The organism is Paenibacillus rhizoplanae (genome assembly GCF_042684125.1).
GTDB lineage: Bacteria > Bacillota > Bacilli > Paenibacillales > Paenibacillaceae > Paenibacillus_AQ > Paenibacillus_AQ rhizoplanae.
In genome coordinates this window covers 13,823-36,428 of record NZ_JBHUKY010000041.1, presented here as the reverse complement: position 1 = coordinate 36,428, position 22,606 = coordinate 13,823, and the positions used below count along the sequence as shown (strand labels likewise).

Annotated in this window: 22 protein-coding genes, 1 pseudogene and 1 riboswitch; of the genes and pseudogenes, 22 read left to right on the top strand and 1 reads right to left on the bottom strand. The window is 55.3% G+C overall.

The genetic code is table 11. The features are described from left to right. Positions 1 to 66: 66 nt before the first annotated feature. Positions 67 to 1,605, bottom strand: a complete 1,539-nt coding sequence (gene gntK / locus ACFSX3_RS22340; RefSeq protein WP_379259023.1) for a gluconokinase — start codon at positions 1,603 to 1,605, stop codon at positions 67 to 69. Between the two features lie 270 nt (positions 1,606 to 1,875). Between gntK and ACFSX3_RS22335 the strand changes: the two genes are divergently transcribed. From ACFSX3_RS22335 to ACFSX3_RS22230, 22 genes and pseudogenes are all read left to right on the top strand, one after another. Next, on the top strand, positions 1,876 to 3,093 hold the full coding sequence (locus ACFSX3_RS22335) for an ATP phosphoribosyltransferase regulatory subunit (RefSeq protein WP_209994482.1): 1,218 nt from the start codon (positions 1,876 to 1,878) through the stop codon (positions 3,091 to 3,093). A gap of 69 nt (positions 3,094 to 3,162) precedes the next feature. After that, a complete protein-coding gene (gene hisG, locus ACFSX3_RS22330) occupies positions 3,163 to 3,807 on the top strand; it encodes an ATP phosphoribosyltransferase (protein WP_209994480.1) in 645 nt (214 codons plus the stop codon). A 37-nt stretch (positions 3,808 to 3,844) separates the two neighbouring features. Then, positions 3,845 to 5,155 (top strand): histidinol dehydrogenase, encoded by a 1,311-nt coding sequence (hisD, locus tag ACFSX3_RS22325; protein WP_209994478.1) that lies wholly within the window; start codon positions 3,845 to 3,847, stop codon positions 5,153 to 5,155. After that, complete coding sequence (hisB, locus tag ACFSX3_RS22320) at positions 5,142 to 5,753, top strand: imidazoleglycerol-phosphate dehydratase HisB (protein WP_246553205.1); 612 nt, start codon at positions 5,142 to 5,144, stop codon at positions 5,751 to 5,753. The genes hisD and hisB overlap by 14 nt, the downstream gene beginning before the upstream one ends. A gap of 1 nt (position 5,754) precedes the next feature. Next, positions 5,755 to 6,375, top strand: coding sequence for an imidazole glycerol phosphate synthase subunit HisH (gene hisH, locus ACFSX3_RS22315; protein ID WP_209994477.1), 621 nt, complete (start codon positions 5,755 to 5,757; stop codon positions 6,373 to 6,375). A 42-nt stretch (positions 6,376 to 6,417) separates the two neighbouring features. After that, entirely contained in the window at positions 6,418 to 7,167 is a 750-nt protein-coding gene (hisA, locus tag ACFSX3_RS22310) for a 1-(5-phosphoribosyl)-5-[(5-phosphoribosylamino)methylideneamino]imidazole-4-carboxamide isomerase (RefSeq protein WP_209994476.1), read from the top strand. A 26-nt stretch (positions 7,168 to 7,193) separates the two neighbouring features. Beyond that, positions 7,194 to 7,952: an imidazole glycerol phosphate synthase subunit HisF gene (hisF, locus tag ACFSX3_RS22305; RefSeq protein WP_209994475.1), complete on the top strand. Its 759-nt coding sequence runs from the start codon at positions 7,194 to 7,196 to the stop codon at positions 7,950 to 7,952. Further along, entirely contained in the window at positions 7,949 to 8,668 is a 720-nt protein-coding gene (gene hisIE / locus ACFSX3_RS22300) for a bifunctional phosphoribosyl-AMP cyclohydrolase/phosphoribosyl-ATP diphosphatase HisIE (protein WP_209994474.1), read from the top strand. The genes hisF and hisIE overlap by 4 nt, the downstream gene beginning before the upstream one ends. Before the next feature lie 14 nt (positions 8,669 to 8,682). Next, entirely contained in the window at positions 8,683 to 9,510 is an 828-nt protein-coding gene (gene hisJ, locus ACFSX3_RS22295; protein ID WP_209994473.1) for a histidinol-phosphatase HisJ, read from the top strand. Positions 9,511 to 9,533: 23 nt separating this feature from the next. Further along, positions 9,534 to 10,481: a ribose-phosphate diphosphokinase gene (locus ACFSX3_RS22290; RefSeq protein WP_173135697.1), complete on the top strand. Its 948-nt coding sequence runs from the start codon at positions 9,534 to 9,536 to the stop codon at positions 10,479 to 10,481. Positions 10,482 to 10,685: 204 nt separating this feature from the next. Beyond that, positions 10,686 to 12,443, top strand: a complete 1,758-nt coding sequence (locus tag ACFSX3_RS22285; protein WP_209994472.1) for a tetratricopeptide repeat protein — start codon at positions 10,686 to 10,688, stop codon at positions 12,441 to 12,443. A 45-nt stretch (positions 12,444 to 12,488) separates the two neighbouring features. After that, positions 12,489 to 13,442, top strand: a complete 954-nt coding sequence (trxB, locus tag ACFSX3_RS22280) for a thioredoxin-disulfide reductase (protein ID WP_076077056.1) — start codon at positions 12,489 to 12,491, stop codon at positions 13,440 to 13,442. Between the two features lie 49 nt (positions 13,443 to 13,491). Beyond that, positions 13,492 to 13,598: riboswitch (TPP riboswitch) on the top strand. Positions 13,599 to 13,749: 151 nt separating this feature from the next. Beyond that, on the top strand, positions 13,750 to 15,444 hold the full coding sequence (gene thiC / locus ACFSX3_RS22275; RefSeq protein ID WP_209994503.1) for a phosphomethylpyrimidine synthase ThiC: 1,695 nt from the start codon (positions 13,750 to 13,752) through the stop codon (positions 15,442 to 15,444). 167 nt (positions 15,445 to 15,611) lie between these two features. Continuing rightward, a complete protein-coding gene (locus ACFSX3_RS22270) occupies positions 15,612 to 15,839 on the top strand; it encodes a DUF1858 domain-containing protein (RefSeq protein WP_209994471.1) in 228 nt (75 codons plus the stop codon). Between the two features lie 14 nt (positions 15,840 to 15,853). Next, complete coding sequence (locus ACFSX3_RS22265; protein ID WP_209994470.1) at positions 15,854 to 17,116, top strand: DUF438 domain-containing protein; 1,263 nt, start codon at positions 15,854 to 15,856, stop codon at positions 17,114 to 17,116. Positions 17,117 to 17,317: 201 nt separating this feature from the next. Then, positions 17,318 to 18,268 (top strand): ROK family glucokinase, encoded by a 951-nt coding sequence (locus ACFSX3_RS22260; protein WP_209994469.1) that lies wholly within the window; start codon positions 17,318 to 17,320, stop codon positions 18,266 to 18,268. A 45-nt stretch (positions 18,269 to 18,313) separates the two neighbouring features. Next, positions 18,314 to 19,213 carry an RNase adapter RapZ gene (gene rapZ / locus ACFSX3_RS22255; RefSeq protein ID WP_209994468.1) on the top strand — a complete coding sequence of 300 codons (900 nt, stop codon included), beginning with the start codon at positions 18,314 to 18,316 and terminating at the stop codon, positions 19,211 to 19,213. 57 nt (positions 19,214 to 19,270) lie between these two features. Next, positions 19,271 to 20,212 carry a gluconeogenesis factor YvcK family protein gene (locus ACFSX3_RS22250; protein WP_209994501.1) on the top strand — a complete coding sequence of 314 codons (942 nt, stop codon included), beginning with the start codon at positions 19,271 to 19,273 and terminating at the stop codon, positions 20,210 to 20,212. Positions 20,213 to 20,231: 19 nt separating this feature from the next. Continuing rightward, on the top strand, positions 20,232 to 21,161 hold the full coding sequence (gene whiA, locus ACFSX3_RS22245; protein WP_209994500.1) for a DNA-binding protein WhiA: 930 nt from the start codon (positions 20,232 to 20,234) through the stop codon (positions 21,159 to 21,161). A gap of 97 nt (positions 21,162 to 21,258) precedes the next feature. Beyond that, a complete protein-coding gene (locus tag ACFSX3_RS22240) occupies positions 21,259 to 21,528 on the top strand; it encodes an HPr family phosphocarrier protein (RefSeq protein WP_036651317.1) in 270 nt (89 codons plus the stop codon). 80 nt (positions 21,529 to 21,608) lie between these two features. Then, positions 21,609 to 21,734: pseudogene (locus ACFSX3_RS22235) on the top strand (GNAT family N-acetyltransferase); the annotation flags it as partial. Between the two features lie 94 nt (positions 21,735 to 21,828). Continuing rightward, positions 21,829 to 22,584 carry an SIMPL domain-containing protein gene (locus ACFSX3_RS22230; RefSeq protein ID WP_209994466.1) on the top strand — a complete coding sequence of 252 codons (756 nt, stop codon included), beginning with the start codon at positions 21,829 to 21,831 and terminating at the stop codon, positions 22,582 to 22,584. The last annotated feature ends 22 nt before the right edge of the window (positions 22,585 to 22,606 follow it).

The window sequence follows — 22,606 nt, the reverse complement described above, 5'->3', positions numbered from 1 at the left end:
CGGCTGGCCGCATCTGCGGCCAGCCGGCGCTTTGTTGTTGTAAACGGGTGATTCTGAAGATCACGGTTAGCCGGGCTGTTCTCCGGCCTGCTCCCGCTGGAAGTCGGCGATAGCCTGATATTGGTCCTCCAGGCTGCGGGTTACTGAGATGAAGATGGGCAGCAGCTGTTTGTAGGCTTTGGCGTGGGCTGTAACCGGCTCATGCCGGTGAGTAGAGCCAATCATGCTGAAGACAGCATCGAAGGAATCGATCCGCCGGATGGCGTATAATCCGAGTACGACTGCGCCGAGGCATGAGCTCTCGAAGCTCTCAGGGACGACCACCTCCTGATCGAAAATATCCGCCATCATCTGCCTCCATAGAGCTGAGCGGGCGAAGCCGCCGGTAGCAAGAATTCTAACGGGCTCGCCGATACATTCCTCCATAGCAAGCAACACGGTGTACATGTTGAAGATGACACCTTCCAGCACCGCACGGATCATATGCTCCTTGCGGTGATTCATGCTTAACCCGAAGAAGGAGCCGCGGGCATCGGGATTCCACAGCGGTGCGCGTTCCCCGGTCAGATACGGATGGAAGAGTAGTCCGTTACTGCCGGGCGGCACCTGCTCGGCAATCCGGGTTAATACTTCGTAGGGATCAATGCCGAGGCGCTTCGCGGTCTCCACTTCAGAAGCGGCGAACTCATCACGCACCCAGCGGAAGAGCATCCCCCCGTTATTCACAGGGCCGCCAATCACCCAGTGCTTGTCTGTCAGGGCGTAGCAGAAGATCCGTCCTTTGGGATCAGTCAGAGGATGGTCTACTACAGTACGGATGGCGCCGCTTGTGCCTATAGTTGCAGCGATAACTCCCGGCTCTATTGCACCTACGCCCAAGTTGGACAGGACGCCGTCACTGGCGCCCACTACAAACGGGGTGTCCTTGAGCAGACCCAGCTTCCCGGTAAGCTCTGGAAGCAGTCCCTGCAGGATATGGGTGGTCGGAACCGGACGGGATAGCCGCTGCGGGGTAACACCGGCAATCCGCAGCGCCTCCTCGTCCCAATCGAGCTTCTCCAGATTGAACATGCCGGTGGCCGAGGCGATGGAATGGTCGATCACATATTCACCGAACAATCTGAAGAAAATATATTCTTTGATGGAGATGAACTTGTAGGTCTGGCGGAACAGCTCGGGCTGCTCCTCGCCCAGCCACATCAGCTTGGTGATGGGAGACATGGGATGTATAGGCGTTCCTGTCCGCAGATACAGCTCATGTCCGTTCAGTTCATCCTTCAACCGCCGGGCACAGCGGCTGCTCCGGTTATCGGCCCAGGTGATGCAGGCGGTCAGCGGCTTGCCCGAAGCATCTACAGCGATGACGCTATGCATAGCGGAGCTGAAGGAGACCAGCAGAATGGCTTCAGGTGCGGCAAGGCTCTCCTGCATGACCGAGGCTATAGTATGAATTACGGCTTCCAGAATCTGCTCCGGGTCCTGTTCTGCGACAGAGGGGTAGGGCTGATGCAGCGGATAGCCCTGATTGCTCTGAGCGACAATTGTTCCATTCTCCTCAAAGAGGACAGCCTTAGTGCTGGTGGTTCCAATATCAACGCCAATCATATAGGATGTACTCAAGCCGTCAGTCCTTCTTTCTGCTTCTGAATTAGATGCCGGGAATACTTCATGGAGGAAATAAAGTACAATCATATTAACCTATTATATTCTCCGCTTATCCCGGTGGCAAAAGGAACTCTGGAATTCAAGCGAATTGTTGACGCAAAAGGATAGTCCGTGATACGATATTGCCACTACTTTACTTTGCTACCACTTTACCATGATAAAGCATTCAGTGATAACCCTTTAACATATCCGATGAGGTGAACAATGAAAATGGCCAAACCAAAAGGATTTGAAAAGCCTGCCGGCGTAAGGGATTATCTCCCGCGTGCGGTAACGAAGCTGCGCAAGATTGAGAAGGATGTACTTCACTGTATGAGCCGCTGGGGCTACCGGCAGATGATTACGCCTACTCTTGAATATTACGATACGGTCGGTGTAGCCAGCTCTACATCTGATCAGAAGCTGTATAAATTACTTAACAACCGTGGGCAGGCGCTGGTGCTGCGTTCGGAAATGACAGCACCTGTAGCCCGTGTGGTCTCCTCTCTATTGAAGGATGAGCCGCTGCCGCTGCGTCTGTCCTACCATGCCAACGTCTTTCGGGCGATTGAAGAAGAGGCCGGGCGGGAGGCGGAATTCTTTCAGACCGGTGTAGAGCTTGTCGGTGATGATTCGCCGGAGGCTGACGCGGAGGTAGTTGCACTGGCGATTGCTTCACTGCAGGCAGCGGGCGTAAAGTCTTTTAAAATTGCAATCGGACATGTCGGCTTCCTCGATGGTCTCTTCCAGGAGGCGGTATCGGGCCTGCCGCAGGCTCAGGAGGAGCTGAAGAGCCATCTGCTCAGCCGCGATTATGTCGCCTTCCGTGAGACGCTGCGGCGTCTTGAGCTACCTACTGCCCAGAAGCAGGAGCTGGACGGACTGCTGCGGCTGCGCGGTGGCAAGGAGATCTGCGGACAAGCGCTGGAGCTGAGCAACCACCCGCTGGCGCGCGCGTCGATTGAGCATCTGTGCAAGGTATGGGAGGTGCTGGTTGCGTACGGTGTCTCGCAGCATGTGCTGATTGATCTGACGATGATCGGTGATTTCTCTTACTATACGGGCATGACCTTCGAGGGGTACGCTTCCGAGCTGGGCTTCCCGGTATGCAGCGGCGGCCGGTATGACAACCTGCTGCAGCAATTCGGGCGTCCGATTCCCTCCACCGGCTTCTCCCTGAAGACTAACCGCATTCTGGATGGCGTCTCCGGGCTGCCGGAAGAGGAAGAACTGCCGATTTTGGTCCAGTACGATGCACTCCGGCGCCAGGAGGGCCTTGCGGAAGCCGCGAGGCTGCGGTCGGAAGGGCATGTTGTGGTCACACGGCTGGCGGCCGGCCCGGAGGAGCTGAAGACTGTGAAGCGGCTGGATGCGGATACTATTCAGGCAGAGGGCGAGCTGTACGGCGAGATATACACGTTCGTGTCGTTTGTCAGCGAGCATGGGTGAGCGGAGCTGGTGCGTGTAATTTTTGATATGATGAAGAGAAGCTGAAATACGAAACGGGGGCGGGTATTGATGGCACAGATTCTTAAGGTAGCCATGCCGAAAGGCCGGATTTATAATAAAGCGGCAGAGCTGTTCCGCCAGGCGGGACTGCCGATTCCTCCGGACGGAGAAGAGTCGCGCAAGCTGGTGATTTCATTGCCGGAGGCCGGAATGGAGTTCATTCTTGCTAAGCCGGTGGATGTGCCCACTTATGTAGAATATGGAGTGGCGGATATCGGGATTGTCGGCAAAGATGTATTGCTGGAGGAGAGCCGCGATGTGTACGAGCTGCTGGATCTCGGGATCGCCCGTTGCCGGATGTCGATCATCGGGCTTCCGAACTGGCAGCCGGGCATTCAGCAGCGGGTCGCCACCAAGTACCCGAACGTGGCTTCGCGGTATTTCCGTGAGCAAGGCCAGCAGGTGGAGGTTGTGAAGCTGAACGGCTCTATCGAGCTGGCGCCGCTGATCGGGCTGGCTGACCGGATCGTGGATATGGTGGAGACCGGCCAGACGCTGAAGGATAACGGGCTGGTGGAGATGACAAGCATCTTCGAGATCACCAGCCGCCTGGTGGCGAACCGGGTGAGCTACCGGATGAAGAATGAGGAGATTCAACAGCTATGCGACCGGCTGCAGGCTGTTATTGCAGGACCGGGGCTGCAGGTGAAATAAGCTAAGCACAATTATAGAGTTCAAGGGGGAAGCGGCGGTGAAGGTCCAGTCCAGTAAGGAATTTAAGCTGCAGCGTGAAGTGGAATACGGCACGCCGGAGCAGAATAAGGCCGTACGTGAAATCGTGGCCGATATCAAGCAGGAAGGCGATGCGGCGCTGCTCCGGTATACGGAGCGCTTCGACGGCGCCGCACTGACGCCAGCGCAGCTGCGCGTCAAGCCGGAGGAGCTTGAGGCCGCCTATGGCCGGGTAGAGGAGTCCTTCGTGACGGCGATCCGCGCGGCAGCCGTGAACATTCGTGCGTTCCATGCGCGGCAGAAACGCAATTCCTGGATGGATCTGCAGCCGGACGGCACGATCCTCGGCCAGATCATCCGCCCGCTGAAGCGCGTGGGCGTCTATGTTCCCGGCGGCAAGGCGGCATACCCGTCCTCGGTGCTGATGAACGTGATTCCGGCACAGATTGCCGGGGTGCCGGAGATTGTAATGGTGACGCCGCCTTCGACGGGCGGCTCCGAAGGCATTGATCCCTATATTCTCGTGGCCGCCGCTGAAGCGGGCGTACATGAGATCTACCGCGTGGGCGGCGCGCAGGCGATCGCCGCCCTGGCCTTCGGCACGGAGTCGATCGTGCCGGTCGATAAGATCTGCGGGCCAGGGAACATCTACGTGGCCCTGGCCAAGCGCGAGGTCTACGGCGCTGTCGACATCGACAGCATCGCCGGACCGAGCGAGATCGTCGTGCTCGCCGACGATACCGCCGAGGCCGCCTACATCGCGGCCGACCTGCTCTCGCAGGCCGAGCACGACGAGATGGCGTCGGCGATCCTTGTGACGCCGTCGCAGCGTCTCGCGGAGGCAGTGGCTGCCGAGGTCGAGCGGCAGCTGCAGACGTTGCCGCGCGAAGCCATCGCGCGGGCCTCGGTAGAGAACTACGGCGCGATTATCGTCGTGGACTCGCTTGAGGAGGGCATCTCCGTGGTCAACCGGCTGGCGCCGGAGCATCTGGAGATTGTCGTGAACGACCCGATGGGGCTGACCGGCGCGATTGAGAACGCCGGGGCGATCTTCCTCGGGCCGTACAGCTCGGAGCCGGTCGGCGACTACTTCGCCGGACCGAACCATATCATACCGACGAATGGCACAGCGCGGTTCTCCTCACCTGTAGATGTGGATGATTTCATTAAGAAATCCAGTCTGATCTATTACAGCAAGGAAGCGCTGCTGCGGGACGGGGCGGCAATTATGGAGCTTGCCCGGCGTGAGGGGCTGGAGGGCCATGCACGTGCAATTGAAATCCGGCTGGAGAAGGAAGCGAGAGGTGGAGACGGAAATGGAGAACAATAATAACGAACAGGCGCTGCGAAAGGCCGGACTTAGCCGTACAACCAACGAAACGGACATCAAGTTAACCTTTGCCGTAGACGGCAGCGGGGTCTCGGAACTGGAGACCGATGTGCCTTTCTTGAATCATATGCTGGATCTGTTCACGAAGCATGGACAGTTTGACCTGAACGTGCAGGCCCGGGGCGATATTGATATTGATGACCACCACACGGTAGAGGACATCGGCATCTGTCTGGGACAGGCTCTGCGCGAAGCGCTGGGCGACAAAAAAGGGATTAAACGTTATGCAAGTGTCTTCGTCCCTATGGATGAAGCGCTGGCTCAGGTAGTGATTGATATCAGCAACCGGCCGCATTTTGAATACCGGGCGGAGTATCCTTCACAGCAGGTGGGCAGCTTCTCTACGGAGCTCGTTCATGAATTTCTCTGGAAATTCGCGCTGGAAGCCAGAATTACGCTGCATGTCATCGTACATTACGGCTCCAACACCCACCACATGATTGAAGCGGTCTTCAAGGCGCTGGGACGGGCGCTGGATGAGGCGACATTGGTTGATCCCCGGGTGAAGGGCGTACCTTCGACGAAGGGAGTGCTGTAGCATGGCTGTTGCAATCGTCGATTATGGCATGGGCAATCTGCACAGTGTCAGTAAGGCGGTAGAGCGGCTGGGCTATACGAGTCTTGTAACGGCCGATGCCGCTGCCATTCTGGCCGCAGACAGCGTGATTCTGCCCGGTGTCGGTGCCTTTGGCGATGCGATGGAGCACTTACGGGAGAGCGGAATGGACGATGTCGTCCGGGCTGCAGCAGAAGCGGGACAGCCGGTGCTGGGCATCTGCCTCGGGATGCAGCTGCTGTTCAGCAGCAGCGAGGAGCACGGCGAGCATAAGGGGCTGGAGCTTTTGCCTGGCGCAGTGGTACGCTTCGCCCCCCGGGACGGATACAAGGTGCCGCATATGGGCTGGAACAAGCTGAGCTTCCGCCAGCCGGAGAGTCCGCTGCTGGCCGGCCTGACGGAGGGCCATGTGTACTTCGTGCACTCCTATCATGCACTCGCGGCGGACGGCGATCTGCTGGCCGTCACAGACTATGGACATCCGGTAACGGCTATCGTGGGGCGCGATAATGTATACGGGATGCAGTTCCACCCGGAGAAGAGCGGGGAGCTTGGCATCAAGCTGCTGGGTAATTTCCTGCAGCTCCAGGCACAGCAGGCTTAGCCTGCCTGAATCACTAATTTGCAATGAAAGCGGGGAGTATTCATGTCTTCTTTTATCCTATATCCGGCGATTGATATCCGGGACGGCAAGTGTGTCCGGCTACAGCAGGGCGATTATGCCCAAGAGACGATCTATAACGACAGTCCGGTAGAGGTGGCTAAGTCATGGGAAGAGCAGGGCGGACAGTATATCCATCTGGTGGATCTGGACGGAGCCAAAGCAGGCTGCCCCGTAAATGATGCCATCATTGGATCCATTGCCAAGCACGCGAATGTTCCTGTACAGGTCGGCGGCGGTCTCCGTACACTTGCCGATGTGGAGAAGCTGCTGGGTCTTGGTATCAGCCGTGTAATTATCGGAACGGCAGCCATTAATGATCAGGCGTTTACAGAAGCGGTTCTTGCCAAATACGGCGACAAAGTAGCCATCGGCATCGATGCGCGCAACGGCTATGTGGCTACGCACGGCTGGCTTAATACGTCGGAGGTTCGCGCGGAAGACCTGGCCAGGGAGCTGGCCGCCAAAGGCGCAGAGACCTTCATCTATACCGATATCTCCCGCGACGGGATGATGCAGGGGCCGAACGTGGAAGGTATTCTCTCTATGGCCAAGGCAAGCGGCCGCAGCGTAATCGCCTCCGGCGGCGTGACCAGCCTTAATGATCTGCAGCGCCTGAACGTACATAGCGGCAGCGGAATCGGCGGGGCGATTGTGGGCAAGGCGCTGTATACCGGTAATATTGATCTGGCTGAAGCGCTACAGGCCCTGGGCCAGTCCTCCGGATTGCGGTAAGTCTTATACTAGGGAGGGGTCTTGGAATGTTGGCGAAACGGATTATTCCCTGTCTGGATGTGAAGGACGGGCGTGTGGTAAAAGGCGTGAATTTTGTGAATCTGCGCGATGCCGGAGATCCGGTGGAGCTTGCGGCGCTGTACGACCGCGAGGGCGCGGATGAGCTGGTATTCCTGGATATTTCCGCTTCTGTGGAAGGCAGAGCGACCATGATAGAAGTGGTGCGGCAGACGGCGGGAGAGATTGCCATTCCTTTCACGGTGGGCGGGGGTATTTCGACCCCGGAAGACATGAAGCGGATTCTGCGTGCCGGAGCGGACAAAATCGGCATCAACACGGCCGCTGTCAATAACCCCCAACTTATCCTGGAAGGGGCCCGTCACTTCGGCTCCCAGTGCATTGTAGTGGCGATGGATGCCAAATATAATGAGGCTTGGGGCGAATGGGAAGTGTATACGCACGGCGGACGTACGCCTACGGGCATCCGGGCTTTGAACTGGGCCAAGGAAGCCGAGCGGCTGGGCGCGGGTGAGATTCTGCTTACGAGTATGGACGCGGACGGGACCAAGGACGGCTTCGACCTGAAGCTGACAGCGGCGGTCAGCGACCTGCTGAGTATTCCTGTCATTGCTTCTGGCGGGGCCGGGAAAATCGAGCATTTCTATGATGTATTTACGGAAGGCCGGGCAGATGCCGGACTTGCGGCAACCATTTTTCACTATAAAGAGATTGCTATTCATGATCTGAAGGCTGATCTGAAGCAAAGAGGAGTAGAGATCCGATGAGCGAGGACAAGAAGGATATCGCACTAAGCCAGCAGGAGGCAGTGTCAGGCATCCGCTGGAATGAATCTGGCCTGCTGCCTGCTGTCATTCAGGATGCGCGCACCCTGGAGGTATTAATGTTCGCCTATATGAATCCTGAGTCGCTGCAGCGCTCACTTACGAGCGGCCAGACCTGGTTCTGGAGCCGTTCACGCAGCGAGCTGTGGCATAAGGGGGGGACGTCCGGCAATACGCAGGCAATCACCTCGATCCATTACGATTGTGACAGCGATACGCTGCTGGTGAAGGTAGTGCCGGAGGGTCCGGCCTGCCATACCGGGGAGAACAGCTGCTTCTTCCGCGAGATTCCGCTCGATTCATCGGCAACCGTAGCTGACACTGCCGGGGCTGCCGTGAATACTGCTGACACAGAGAGCGGCCGGTTTGCGGTACTCGGTGAGCTGGAGCGTGTCATTGCCGAGCGTGAGGTGAACCGTCCTGAGGGGGCTTACACCACTTATCTGTTCGATAAGGGTGTGGATAAGATCCTGAAGAAGGTCGGTGAGGAAGCTTCCGAGACGATCATTGCCGCCAAAAATAAAGATAATGCTGAGCTGCGCCTGGAGGTCAGCGATCTGATCTATCACCTGCTGGTGCTGCTTCAGGAGCGCAAGCTTCCGCTGGATGAGATTCTGGAAGAGCTGAGCGCCCGCCATGAACGGCCGCGGCGGGATTAGGAGGACACTTCAGCATGCACATCGATTATCATACCCATCATGAACGCTGCGGCCATGCCGTCGGGAAGCTGGAGGAGTATGTGCAGCGGGGCATCGCTCTGGGTCTGGATCAGCTCGGGCTGTCGGATCATCTGCCGCTTATCCATGTCGACCCGGACCACTACTATCCCGAGATGGCTATGCCTCTTGCGGAGCTTCCGCGTTATGTGGAGGAATGCCTTACGCTGAAGGAGCGTTACCGTGGAACGATTGAGCTGCGTGTAGGGCTTGAAGCGGATTATATCGAAGGATATGAGGATCAGATCCGCGAGCTTTTGGCACCGTATCCGTGGGATTATCTGATCGGGTCTGTACATTTCCTTGGGGAATGGGATATTACGGACCACCGGCAGACCCATGGCTGGGAAGGTCAGGATGTAATGGACGTATACCGCCGCTATTATGATGCTGTACAGAAGTCGGCGTTATCGGGATTATATGATATTATAGGACATATGGATGTCATCAAAAGGTTCGGTTACGGACCCCGGACGCCGGAGGACCTGGCGGAGGCCAGAGCGCTTGAGCTGGATACGCTGAAGATCATCGCCCGCAGCGGAATCGCCATGGAGCTGAATGCTTCCGGGCTGACCAAGCCGTGTGCCGAGATGTTCCCGGCAGAGCATGTGCTCGTCCAGGCGCTGGAGCTAGGCATTCCGCTCACGGTTGGCTCTGATGCGCATGATCCCATGAAGCTGGGAGACGGCTTAACAGAGGCCCGGGACATGCTCTGGCGCACCGGCTTCCGCGAACTGGCCGTCTTTGAAGGACGCCGCCGTACATCTGTTCCGTTCAACGTATAAATTTATAATCCCAGGAGGGTACTATGCATCATCAATTACGGATTTTTTCCGGTTCGTCGAATCCGAAGCTGGCCGCTGACATCGCGGAGCGCCTTGGTGCACCGCTTGGCCTGATCAAGCTGACACGTTTCAAAAGCGGCGAGATTTATGTGCATTATGAAGAGAGCATCCGGAACTGCGACGTATTTTTGGTGCAATCCCTGGCTCATCCGATTAACGAGCTGTTTGTAGAGCTGCTGGTCATGATTGATGCAGCCAAACGTGCATCGGCAAGAACAGTGAACATTATCGTCCCTTATTACGGGTATGCCCGGCAGGAACGCAAATCCGCACCGCGTGAGCCGATCTCGGCCAAAATGGTCGCCGATGTGCTGACCACAGCAGGGGCGACCCGCGTAATTACCATTGATCTGCACGCCGCAGCTATTCAGGGATTCTTCAATATCCCGGTGGACCATCTGACAGCGCTCGATCTGATCAGCGGTTATTTGAAGGTGAAGGGTCTTACCGATCTGGTCGTAGTATCGCCGGATGCGGGACGCGCCTCCATGGCGGAGAAGCTGGCCAGCCGGCTGGATTCGCCGTTCGCCATCATGATCAAGAAACGTCCGGCCCATAATGAATCGGTAATTACGCATGTCATCGGGGATGTGGAAGGCAGAACGCCGATCATTATAGAGGACCTCATTGATACCGGAACGACCATCGTCAATGTGGTGGAGGGCCTGAAGGAGCGGGGAGCGCGGAACAGCATCGTCTGTGCTACGCACGGCCTGTTCTCCGGAGACGCGCTTGAGCGGATGGACCATCCCAATATCGACGAGATTGTGGTCACAGATTCGATAGCCCTGCCGGATGAGCATTCCAGCAGGTTCGCAGTGCTCTCGGTAGCCCCCATGCTGGCTGAGGCCACACGAATTATTATCGAGGGAGGTTCCATAGATAAGCTATTCAGAGACGCAGGGATTTAACGCCTGCGTTTTTTTTGTGAATGAGCCATGAAGCAGGCCCTGAGGCTGTATTTTCCCAAGCTTTCCCCTCCCCTTAGCTCTCTCTGGAGATTGAGAATCTCATTGCCACATGTGGTATACTGTGTGAAGAAGACAGCCGAGACCATAAATGGAAACGAACAGGTAAGGCTAGGGAAGCTGAAACAAGGGAGGTGCCTTGCTTCCATGATAGAGAGAACTTCAGAGAATGTCGCGGAGAACAGTAATATCATTCCGGTCACTCTGGATGCCAATTTTTTCTTTGAAAGAGCCGTACGGTCGCTGGACCGCTTTCAATATGATAAGGCATTAAAGAATTTTCGCAAAGCTGTTGAATATGAGCCGGATAATCCGGTGAATCATTGCAATATGGCGGGTATATTATCTGAGATGGGCAATTACACCGCCTCTAACGAGATTCTCATCCATGTCCTGGAGAAGATTGACCCTGCTATGACGGAATGCCATTTCTATATGGCTAATAACTTCGCCAATATGGAAAGCTTTGAAGAGGCGGAGCGTTCGCTGGTCACCTATCTGGAGGAGGACGCCAGCGGTGAGTTCATGGCCGAATCCGAAGAACTGATGGAGCTGCTGCAATATGAGCTGAACCGGCCTGCTCCGCTGGTGCGTATCCGCAGCCGTGAGGGAGTCGTAGAACATGACCGGGCGCGGAGTCTGCTGGAGGAGGGCAAGTTCCCTCAGGCTGTAGAGCTGCTGGAGGAGATAACTGCCAATACTCCGGATTTTTTGGCTGCGCATAATAATCTGGCGCTCGCCCACTTCTATATGGGCCGGTTCGCCAAGGCGAAGGCATGTCTGAATGAAGTGCTGAGGCAGGACCCCGGCAATTTGCACGCCCTGTGCAATATGGCTATCTTCTTACAGTATGCAGGGGACAAGGAGCAGCTTGAGAGGTTGCTGGGTATGCTTGAAGCGACTGTGCCATTCCATCAGGAGCATGTGTTCAAAATGGCCACAACGATGGGAATCCTGGGCCGGCACACCGCCGCTTACAGCCATTTCCGCCGTCTGCTGAAGGACGAGGAGGTCGCCGGAGACGCTGGCCTGTATCATTACTGTGCGGCGGCGGCAAGCAATAGCGGCCTGTACAGTGAAGCTCTGCGCTGCTGGAGACAGGCCGCCAAGCTGGACCCTGATTCTGCGGTCCCGGCGTTCTTCCTGTCCCAGCTCCAGCAGGCCCGGACAGAAGGGCGCCCTATGCCTGCTGTCAGCTATAACTATCAGCTGCCCTTCCAGGAGCAGCTGAAGCAGTGGAAGGGCAATACGGGCAGGTTCACTGAAGAAGTGCGGAATAATCCGCTGCTGCGCGCCTCGTTCTTCTGGGCGCTGCGCTATGGCGATTCCGCTACGAAGCTTCAGGTGACCGAGGCTCTGCGCTGGATTGAGGATGAGGACATGTCCGAGGTGCTGCGCGAAGTGCTGGAGCAAGAGCCGCTCCAGGAGGACCGGCTGCAGGAGGCGGCATTGTTCAGCCTTCAGCGGCTGATCGGAGAGAACCTGAATGAAGCTGTCAGCTCGCTCGGCGAAGAGCAGGAGCCTGCGGCTGCTCCCGCCTCCAAGGGGACGCTGCCGGAATGGAGAGAAGACTGGCAGCGGATTATGGATCATGCAGCGGCCATGATGGACCGCAGGTATGATGCGGTCCAGAAGAAGGATGCGGAGCATATCTGGAAGCAGTTCATCGGCAGCCTGTACCCGGATGTACCGCTGTTCCGCAATGACGGCGGCTGGTGCGCTGCACTGGAGTATCTGACGGCCCGGCTGCATGGACAGCCGGTTACGTTCCGTGAGGCTGCCCAGCGTTATGGAGTGTCGGTCTCGATGGTAAGCCGTTATGCACGGCGGATTGACAGCGAATGTGATATACGGGCGATGCTGCCCGGAACCGGCGGCTTATCGCCGTCCACCACCCGTATTTAAGCATTGCTGCTGTAAGACAAACCTACTTGTAAGGAGGCCAATGTAATGTACAAAACGATTGTAATCGGAACAGGCCCGGCCGGGCTGACTGCCGCGATTTATCTGGCGCGTGCGAACCTGAGCCCGCTGGTAATTGAAGGCTTGCAGCCGGGGGGACAACTGACAACGACGACAGAAGTGGAGAACTTTCCAGGCTTCCCCGAAGGGATTCTGGGTCCGGACCTGATGGACAATATGCGCAAGCAGGCAGAACGCTTCGGCGCTGAATTCAAGAATGGCTGGGTGGAGTCCGTGGACTTCTCACAGCGTCCGTTCAAGGTAACAGTGGACGGAATGGGTGTATTGGAAGCGGAGTCGGTCATTATTTCAACCGGGGCCTCTGCAAGATATCTGGGTATCCCGGGCGAGCAGGAGAATGTGGGACGCGGGGTCAGCACCTGTGCGACCTGTGACGGCTTCTTTTTCCGTAATAAAAAGATTGTCGTCGTCGGCGGCGGGGACTCCGCTATGGAGGAAGCCAGCTTCCTAACCCGCTTTGCGTCCAGCGTAACGCTGGTTCACCGCCGTCCCGAGCTGCGTGCCTCGAAGATTATGCAGGACCGGGCGCGTGACAACAGCAAGGTCACCTGGGCCTTGAACCGCACACCGGTTGAAGTAACGGTAGGAGAGACCGGAGTGAAGGGCCTTACGGTGCTTAATAATGAGACAGGTCTGACAGAGCTGGTAGAGGCAGACGGCGTGTTCGTAGCGATTGGACACACACCGAATACAGCCTTCTTGGGCGGGCAGATCAACACGGATGCCAATGGTTATATCGTGGTCAATCCGGGTACCACCGAGACCAACATCCCCGGTGTATTTGCCTGCGGCGATGTGCAGGATACACGTTACCGTCAAGCGATATCGGCAGCGGGAACCGGCTGTATGGCCGCCATGGATGCTGAGAAGTTCCTGGAAGGCACGATGGTGCACGACTGGAGCGAATCGCTGGACAAATAACGGGTTTACAAGAATTACCCACACAGTTAAAATGTATTTAATTAGATAAGATACCCACTAGGGGAGCCTGAATAGGCTGAGACGGGAAAATTGAATTCCCGGACCCTTGAACCTGATCTGGATCATACCAGCGTAGGAAAGTGGAGTCGGACCTTTTTTGAATACAGTCTTATTTGGCTGTTCCTTTAATAAAGCCGCTCCAGGTGGAGCGGCTTTTTGATTTGCAAGAATCTATAGATTCTGCGGCTCAATCTGCTGCGTGACCTCTTATCTGATGGGTGTACAGAGCGAAGAGGAGGAGATTGAAATGGCAGGAATGGTCAAAAACGAAGAGGTGGATCTTTCCGGATTCCCGGCAAGCCGTAAAGTGTATGTGGAGGGCTCACGCCCGGATATCCGGGTTCCGATGCGTGAGATCAGCCTCAGCAGAACCGAAGGCGTTGCCGGGGAAGAGGAGAATGCTCCGCTGCGTGTCTATGACACAAGCGGCATGTACACGGATGCAGCAGAGGAGACCGACATTCGGAGGGGGCTGCCGCCGCACCGTTCAAGCTGGATCGCGGAGCGTGGCGATTCGGAGGAATACACCGGAAGAGCCGTCCGGCCGGAGGATAACGGAATCCGCAGGGAGGGGGCCTTGGCAGAAGCTTGTTCAGGACTGAGCCGGAATCCCCGGCGGGCCTATACAGGCGGTAATGTGACTCAGCTGCATTATGCAAGGCAAGGAATTATAACACCGGAAATGGAGTATATTGCGATCCGCGAGAATACCCGGCCGGAGTTCGTAAGGGATGAGGTTGCCTCGGGCCGCGCGATTATTCCGGCCAATATAAATCACCCGGAGAGTGAGCCGATGATTATCGGCCGTAACTTCCTGGTGAAGATCAATGCAAATATCGGAAATTCTGCGGTCACTTCTTCTATAGAAGAGGAGGTGGAGAAGATGCGGTGGGCGACCCGCTGGGGGGCTGATACCCTCATGGATCTCTCCACCGGCTCCAAGATCCATACCACCCGGGAGTGGATTATCCGCAATTCTCCTGTGCCGGTCGGTACAGTGCCCTTATACCAGGCGCTGGAGAAGGTGAACGGCATAGCCGAGGACTTAACCTGGGAGCTCTACCGTGACACGCTGATTGAGCAGGCGGAGCAGGGGGTGGATTACTTCACCATTCATGCCGGAGTGCTGCGCCGCTATATTCCGCTGACTGCCCGGAGAATGACCGGCATCGTGTCCCGGGGCGGATCGATTATGGCCGCCTGGTGCCTGGCCCATCAGCAGGAGAACTTCCTGTACACACACTTCGAAGACATATGTGAGATTATGAAGACGTATGATGTGGCCTTCTCGCTGGGAGATGGCCTGCGTCCCGGTTCTATCGCTGATGCCAATGACGAAGCTCAGTTCGCCGAGCTGGAGACGCTGGGAGAGCTGACGGCGCTTGCCTGGAAGCACGATGTTCAGGTTATGGTCGAAGGTCCGGGCCATGTGCCAATGCACAAGATCAAGGAGAATATGGACAAGCAGCTTGAGATTTGCCACGAAGCCCCTTTCTACACCCTCGGTCCGCTAACTACGGATATTGCACCCGGCTATGATCACATCACGTCGGCCATCGGGGCAGCGATAATCGGGGGGCTTGGAACGGCAATGCTGTGTTACGTTACACCTAAGGAGCATTTAGGCCTGCCTGACAAGAATGATGTGCGCGAAGGAGTCATTACCTACAAAATTGCTGCACATGCCGCAGACCTCGCCAAGGGACATCCGGGTGCGCAGGACCGGGACAACGCGCTGTCCAAGGCGCGGTTCGAGTTCCGCTGGCGCGACCAGTTTCATCTCTCCCTGGACCCGGAAAGGGCGCAGGCGTATCATGATGAGACCCTGCCTGCGGAGGGGGCAAAGCAGGCGCATTTCTGCTCGATGTGCGGCCCTAAATTCTGCAGCATGCGGATTTCGCATGATATCCGTAATTCCCATAGATGGAGCAAATCGCTCTAACATAGCTGCTAATACAGCGGAATCGTAACATTCTCAGACTATCTCCCGAGCTGAAAGGCTGGCGGGGATAGTCTTTTTGTAGTTAGTGATTACAATCACAATTCACCTCTGTACCCTATGCTAAGCTGGTGTTGAGAAGAATTCTCATTAGTGAGGTGTGCAAAAGGATGAGCAAAGCGTTGAAGCTGGATGAATCGGTCTTTGAGCTGGTAAGCAGGCACCCGGAAATTGTTGAGATCATGGTGGAACTGGGTTTTCGTGATATTACGAAGCCTGGAATGCTGCAGACTGCAGGACGATTCATGACCCTGTCCAAAGGAATGAAATTAAAGAAAATAGAGCTGGAAACCGTTCGGCTGGCCTTTCAGCAGCATGGTTTCGAGATTATAGAATAGAAGGAGAGATTACGATGAGCGAACTGATTAATAACCGCGAGGTCGATGTGCAGGAACAGACACGCCGCCAGGCTATGCTGAGAGAGATCATCAAGGAGCTGCATGCGGGCAAAAGCGTGGAGGAGGTTAAGGCGCGTTTTGAAGAAGCGGTAGGCGATGTTACGGTGGAGGAAATCTCCGCCATGGAGCACTCCCTGATGACCGAGGAAGGCATTCCGGTAGAGGAAGTACAGCGCCTCTGCTCCGTGCATACGGCAATCTTCAAGGGCTCGATTGAACAGATTCACCGTTCTTCTAAGCCCGAGGAGCAGCCCGGTCATCCCGTGCATACGTTCAAGCTGGAGAACCGCGAGATCGAGCGTCTGGTCAACTTCCGGCTGGAGCTGCATGCGGATAAGTTCAAGAAGAACGCCAGTGATGAGATTATTTTCAAGCTGCTGGAGGACCTGAGTCTGTTGCTGGATCTCGACAAGCACTACAGCCGCAAGGAGAATCTGTTGTTTCCTTACCTGGAAAAGTACGGCATTTACGGTCCTACGAAGGTAATGTGGGGAGTCGATGACGGAATCCGCAATATGATCAAGGAAGCCAAGAAGGCGCTTAGCGCCTATGGCGGGGACAGTGGGCAGATTACAGCCGCACTGGAAGAGATCATTAAGGAAGTCAATGAGATGATCTTCAAGGAAGAGAATATTCTGCTCCCGATGGCGCTGGATAAGCTGACTGAGGATGAGTGGGTCAAAATCGCCCGCGAAAGCGATGAAATCGGCTTCTGCCTGACAGCGCCGGACCAAGAATGGATACCGGAACGTGCGGCGGAGCCTGAGGGCGCCGGTGTTCCGGCGGAAGAAGGGGAAGGTCTGTCCCCGCAGGGCTTCATCCGGTTCGAGACCGGGCTGCTGTCGCTCCACCAGCTTGAGACGCTGATGAATCATCTGCCGGTCGACCTCACCTTTATCGACGAGAACGATGTCGTCCGCTACTTCTCGCATGGCAAGGAACGAATCTTCGCCCGGACGAAGGCCGTCATCGGCCGCACCGTGCAGAACTGCCATCCGCCGCAAAGCGTGCATGTTGTTGAGAAGCTGTTGGCTGATTTCAAGGCCGGAGTGAAGGATGCCGAGGATTTCTGGATTAACATCAAGGATAAATTCATCTATATCCGTTATTTCGCTGTGCGGGATGCAGACGGCCGTTATATGGGGACGCTGGAATTCACCCAGAATATCGCACCAATCCGGGCCCTTGAGGGCCAGAAGCGGATTTTGTCCGAATAGCATTAAGGTATCTGGCACCCTACAATAGAAGAGAATGAACGGACTTTCTTGCCTGCCTGGTGAGAAAGTCTTTTTGTTAACAAATAAGAACTGAAGCCCATTGCCCCGGGTGTATCGCCTTTCCTTGACCGCAGGGGAGCCTTCTATTATAGTGGGTACGTAGGATTAACTATTTTAGCATAGAAAAAGGTGGCTTGTAACATGTCTGAACTTATCTACGTTGGCGTGGATTTAGGTGGTACCACGATTAAGGTTGGAATCTGTAATGCCGAGGGAAGCCTGCTGCACACTTACGAGGGTCCGACAGGGACTGCGGATGGCGCTGAGGCTGTCATCGACAATATCGAGAAGTATGTACGCCAGATTGTTGAAGACTCTCCGTATTCCTGGGACCAGCTGGCCGGTGTGGGAGCCGGACTCGCCGGATTTACGAATATTCGTGAAGGCATCATCATCCTTGCGCCCAACATAGGATTTAGAGATGTGCCGATCCGTTCCATTCTGGAGGGTCGTCTGAACAAGCCAGTCAAAATAGACAATGACGCCAACGTGGCTGCACTGGGCGAAGCCTGGAGCGGTGCCGGACGCGGCATAGAGAATTGTGTCTGCTATACGCTCGGAACGGGTGTCGGCGGCGGTATTATTATTAATGGTAAGGTGTATCAGGGCTTTGCCGGTCTGGCCGGCGAGCTTGGACATATCTCCGTGGTGCCCGATCTGGAAGCGATCCAGTGCGGCTGCGGGAACATGGGCTGTTTGGAAACCGTTTCCTCAGCGACAGGCATTATCCGCATGGCGAACGATGCTGTAGCACGCGGGGACCGTACCTCCTTGTCCACCGTTGAAAGAATCGCCGCGAAGGAAGTATTCGATGCCGCCAAGGCAGGCGATGAGGCTGCGCTGCGGATTGTGAACCGGGCGGCCTTCTATCTGGGCAAATCGATGGCTTCCGTTGCTGCTGTTCTGAACCCGGAAGTATTCATCGTCGGCGGAGGGGTCTCCAAGGCAGGCGATATTCTCTTTGATGAAGTCCGCCGGGTGTTCGCTAAGCTGGCGCCTGCACCGCTGCAGACCGGAGTTACTATTGTGCCTGCAGCACTTGGCAATGATGCGGGTATTATTGGAGCGGCTGGTCTGCTGCTGCGTTCTTAAAAGACTGGAATTATTCATATACTAATCTTAGGGAGGGATGCTGTAATGACCGACCTCGAGCATACCTTGCCTGCTCATGCCACCCTAATTATCATTACAGGCATGTCGGGTGCGGGCAAGACGATTGCTGTGCAGAGCCTGGAGGATCTGGGGTTCTTCTGCGTGGATAATCTTCCGCCTGTGCTAATCCCGAAATTCGCTGAACTGATTGAGCAGTCCAAGGGTAAAATCGCCAAGGTGGCGCTGGTCATCGACCTTAGAGGCCGGGAATTTTTCACCGCCCTGTCGGAATCTCTGGCCTACATCAAGGATGAGTCAACGATCGGGTGTGAGATCCTTTTCCTGGACGCCACAGATTCAGTGCTTGTACAGCGATACAAGGAGAGCCGGAGGCATCATCCGCTTGCTCCCAAGGGCATGCCGCTGGATGGCATCCGCATGGAGCGCCAGATGCTGGAGGAGCTGAAGAATTCAGCTACCCTGTGCCTGGATACCAGCAGCATGAAGCCTGCCCAGCTCAAAGAAAAAATAGTGTCACGCTTCTCCCACCTCGGGAAAAGCACCCTCTCGGTTAACATTACTTCGTTTGGATTCAAGTATGGGATTCCGATTGATGCCGATCTGGTGTTCGACGTCCGCTTCCTGCCTAATCCGCATTATGTGGATCAGCTGCGGCCCAAGACAGGCCAAGACAACGAGGTGTATGACTATGTGATGAAATGGCCTGAAACGCAGACCTTTCTGACCAAGCTGCTAGACATGCTTCAATTCCTTATTCCGCAATACCGCAAGGAAGGCAAATCGCAGATTATTATCGGTATCGGCTGTACCGGCGGCAAACATCGTTCGGTAGCGATAGCTGAATATCTGGGCAAAATGCTGGGGGTTAGTGAGACGGAAACGGTAGCAGTCAGCCACCGGGATTCTGAACGCGACCGGCATTGATGAGAGAAGGGATGAATAGTGGCTGAAGAACAAGGAGAGCGTCCGAAGATTGTCGTGATGGGCGGCGGTACCGGACTCTCCGTAATGCTCCGGGGGCTGAAGGAGAAGCCGCTGGATATTACAGCGATCGTAACTGTCGCAGATGACGGGGGAAGCTCCGGAATTCTGCGCAGTGAGCTGCAGATGCCGCCGCCCGGGGATATCCGCAACGTACTTACGGCTATGGCTGACGTTGAGCCTCTGATGGCGCAGATTATGAAGTATCGCTTCAGCAGCGGAGAAGGCTTAGCAGGACACAGCCTGGGCAATCTGATTCTGGCTGCGTTAACCGACATATCCGGGGATTTCGTTACGGCAGTCCGGGAACTCAGCCGGCTCTTCGCTGTTCGCGGCCGGGTGCTGCCTGCGGCTGGAGAGGCCGTAATTCTGCATGCCGAGATGGCGGATGGCACGCTGATTACCGGCGAATCCAAAATTCCGGAGGCGGGCGGCGTCATCAAGCGCGTGTTCCTGGAGCCAGTGGATGTAGAGCCGCTGCCGGAGGCACTGGAGGCTATCCGCAACGCAGACGCTATTCTGCTCGGTCCGGGCAGTCTGTATACCAGCATTCTACCGAATCTGCTGGTGCCGAAGCTGGCAGAGGCCGTAGTGGCTTCAGAGGCGATTAAGATTTTTGTATGCAATGTGATGACCCAGCCGGGCGAAACGGATAATTATACAGTTAATGACCATCTTCAGGCGGTATATGACCACATTGGGCTGCATCTGTTCGATTATGTGATCGTGAATGACGGAGAGATCCCGGAGCAGGTTCAGCTCAAATATGCTGAGAAGGGCGCCCGTCCGGTGCAGCTCGACCGCGAGGCCGTGGACGGCAACGGTTATAAGGTGATTGCCGATAAACTGGTATTATTCAAAACCTATTTGCGGCATGATACAGATAAGCTGAGTCATCATATTTTCCAGCTGGTGCAGGATTGGATTAACAGAAAGAGTTAACATGAAAGAGGTGAGCCCCTTGTCTTTTGCGGCCCTTACCAAAAAAGAGCTGACGATGGTCGAGAGCCCGCCCTGCTGCGAGAAAGCAGAAATGTCAGCGCTGATCCGAATGAATGGTACGGTGCAGCTTTCGAGCAAAAAGGTGGTTCTCGACATTTCGACGGAGAACGCCGCGATTGCAAGGCGGGTATATTCTTTGCTTAAGAAATATTACCAGGTCCATATCGAGCTGCTCGTGCGTAAAAAAATGCGTTTGAAGAAGAATAACGTCTATATTGTAAGAATCCCGAACCAGGTCCAGGAGATCCTGAAGGATCTGCGGATTGTCTCTGAGGGCTTTATTTTCACGGACGGGATTGATGAGGAGATTGTCGGCAAGAATTGCTGCAAGCGTGCCTATCTGCGCGGGGCCTTCATGGCCGGCGGTTCGGTGAATAACCCGGAGGGCTCTTCGTATCACTTGGAAATCGCTTCCATGTATGAGGAGCACTGCAAAGCGCTCGTTGAGCTGGCTGGTGAATTTCACCTGAATGCCCGCTGCATAGAACGCAAAAAAGGCTTCATCCTATACATCAAGGAAGGCGAGAAGATCATCGAATTCCTCAGTCTGATCGGCGCTCATCAGGCGCTGTTCAAATTCGAGGATGTGCGGATCATGCGCGATATGCGCAACTCGGTTAACCGGATTGTGAACTGCGAAACGGCCAATCTGAACAAGACGATCAGTGCGGCGGTACGCCAGATTGAGAACATCAAGCTGCTGCAGCGCGAGGTGGGTCTGGAAAGCTTGCCGGATAAGCTGCGGGAGGTTGCCGAAATTAGACTGGCTCACCCGGATATTAACCTCAAGGAAGTCGGGGATATGCTGGGCGGGACAGTCAGTAAATCGGGTGTGAACCACCGTTTGCGCAAAATCGATGAGCTGGCGGACAAGGTCCGCGGCGGCTGATTATTTTTTTTCTAGTGCGGTATGCGTTATAATGATATAATATTATAAAATTAATGTGAAATTTTTGGGCAGATCTCAAATAGGGGGTAAGCGTTTCATGACAAAGCACCCGGTAGTTGTTCGGTTGAAGACGGGGCTCCATGCTCGGCCGGCAGCATTGTTTGTGCAAGAAGCTAATAAGTTTTCGTCGGAGATTTTCGTGGAAAAAGACGATAAAAAAGTGAACGCCAAGAGTATCATGGGCATTATGAGCCTTGCGATCAGTTCCGGTACGGAGATTTATATCAGCGCAGACGGCGCAGATGCGGAACAGGCTGTAACCGCTTTGACCAGTCTGGTAAGCAAGGAAGAGCTCGAGAATCAATAAATGTTACACTGTTTTACCGAAAGCCCTTAGGGGCTTTTTTTCATATCAGCTTAGTGGTGAGGAGAGGTATGGGATGCAGCTGCAATGCCATCAACACCGCATCGGAACGGACAATCCGCAGGAATGGCGGTATCGAGGATAGCGAATATATAGAGGAGGACGGAAATGTCATCCGGCGGTTCTGGATCGGGACGGGGAAGAAATAAAAAATAAATATCGTACATCGCTCATGCAACTTTTACCATGCTGTCCCGTCTAGAGGGTAATAACACTTAAACGAATCGAAAGGAGATGGCAAGCATGAGAAAATGGGGTAAATCGATTGGGTCGGTACTGTTGGCAGCGAGCTTGATGATTGGAGGAATGGGGTTGAGCGGAGTGGTGAAGGGTCCTGAAAAGGCTTACGCCGACGAGGTGCAGAAGAATATTGTGAACGTGGTAGGCAAGGGCGAGCTGTCGATCAAGCCGGATATCGCGTATCTCTCCATCGGGGTGAGCACCACTGCCGATACCGCGCAAGAAGCGCAGAAAGGCACAGCGGCGAAGATCACCAAGCTGAACGCCCTCTTCAAGACCACTTGGGGCATTGCGGACAAGGACATTCAGAGCACCCAGTTCTACGTACAGCCTAATTACACTTACAGTGAGAAGGACGGCCAGAAGGTAAAAGGCTATAACGCCCAGCACACCCTGCAGGTATCCTACCGGGATCTGACGAAGGTCGGACAGTTGCTGGATGCTGCTTCTGCAGCTGGGGCCAACAACATCGGCAATGTGCGGTTTGCCATTGAAGATCCATCGGCTTTTGAAGCCCAGGCGATTGAGAAGGCTATGCAGAATGCAGATGTCAAAGCATCTGCTATCGCCAAAGCATCCAAGCGCGGACTGGGTCAGGTAGTCACTGTCGTGCAGAGCGATGACGGGAACCATCCGGTAGTCTATGCTGAAGCGGCCTCTGTACAAAAGATGTCCATGGATAACAATGCTGGCAGCTCTGTTGAGCCCGGGCAGGTTAAGGTCACTACCCAATTGAGTGTAACGTATGAACTGAAATAAAATGTTTTCTAAGAAGCGCTTG

Coding starts and splice junctions, on each gene's coding strand:
- gntK (WP_379259023.1), bottom strand. CDS start 1,605: ATGATTGGCGTTGATATTGGAACCACCAGCACTAAGGCTGTCCTCTTT.
- ACFSX3_RS22335 (WP_209994482.1), top strand. CDS start 1,876: ATGGCCAAACCAAAAGGATTTGAAAAGCCTGCCGGCGTAAGGGATTAT.
- hisG (WP_209994480.1), top strand. CDS start 3,163: ATGGCACAGATTCTTAAGGTAGCCATGCCGAAAGGCCGGATTTATAAT.
- hisB (WP_246553205.1), top strand. CDS start 5,142: ATGGAGAACAATAATAACGAACAGGCGCTGCGAAAGGCCGGACTTAGC.
- hisH (WP_209994477.1), top strand. CDS start 5,755: ATGGCTGTTGCAATCGTCGATTATGGCATGGGCAATCTGCACAGTGTC.
- hisA (WP_209994476.1), top strand. CDS start 6,418: ATGTCTTCTTTTATCCTATATCCGGCGATTGATATCCGGGACGGCAAG.
- hisF (WP_209994475.1), top strand. CDS start 7,194: ATGTTGGCGAAACGGATTATTCCCTGTCTGGATGTGAAGGACGGGCGT.
- hisIE (WP_209994474.1), top strand. CDS start 7,949: ATGAGCGAGGACAAGAAGGATATCGCACTAAGCCAGCAGGAGGCAGTG.
- hisJ (WP_209994473.1), top strand. CDS start 8,683: ATGCACATCGATTATCATACCCATCATGAACGCTGCGGCCATGCCGTC.
- ACFSX3_RS22290 (WP_173135697.1), top strand. CDS start 9,534: ATGCATCATCAATTACGGATTTTTTCCGGTTCGTCGAATCCGAAGCTG.
- ACFSX3_RS22285 (WP_209994472.1), top strand. CDS start 10,686: ATGATAGAGAGAACTTCAGAGAATGTCGCGGAGAACAGTAATATCATT.
- trxB (WP_076077056.1), top strand. CDS start 12,489: ATGTACAAAACGATTGTAATCGGAACAGGCCCGGCCGGGCTGACTGCC.
- thiC (WP_209994503.1), top strand. CDS start 13,750: ATGGCAGGAATGGTCAAAAACGAAGAGGTGGATCTTTCCGGATTCCCG.
- ACFSX3_RS22270 (WP_209994471.1), top strand. CDS start 15,612: ATGAGCAAAGCGTTGAAGCTGGATGAATCGGTCTTTGAGCTGGTAAGC.
- ACFSX3_RS22265 (WP_209994470.1), top strand. CDS start 15,854: ATGAGCGAACTGATTAATAACCGCGAGGTCGATGTGCAGGAACAGACA.
- ACFSX3_RS22260 (WP_209994469.1), top strand. CDS start 17,318: ATGTCTGAACTTATCTACGTTGGCGTGGATTTAGGTGGTACCACGATT.
- rapZ (WP_209994468.1), top strand. CDS start 18,314: ATGACCGACCTCGAGCATACCTTGCCTGCTCATGCCACCCTAATTATC.
- ACFSX3_RS22250 (WP_209994501.1), top strand. CDS start 19,271: ATGGGCGGCGGTACCGGACTCTCCGTAATGCTCCGGGGGCTGAAGGAG.
- ACFSX3_RS22240 (WP_036651317.1), top strand. CDS start 21,259: ATGACAAAGCACCCGGTAGTTGTTCGGTTGAAGACGGGGCTCCATGCT.
- ACFSX3_RS22230 (WP_209994466.1), top strand. CDS start 21,829: ATGAGAAAATGGGGTAAATCGATTGGGTCGGTACTGTTGGCAGCGAGC.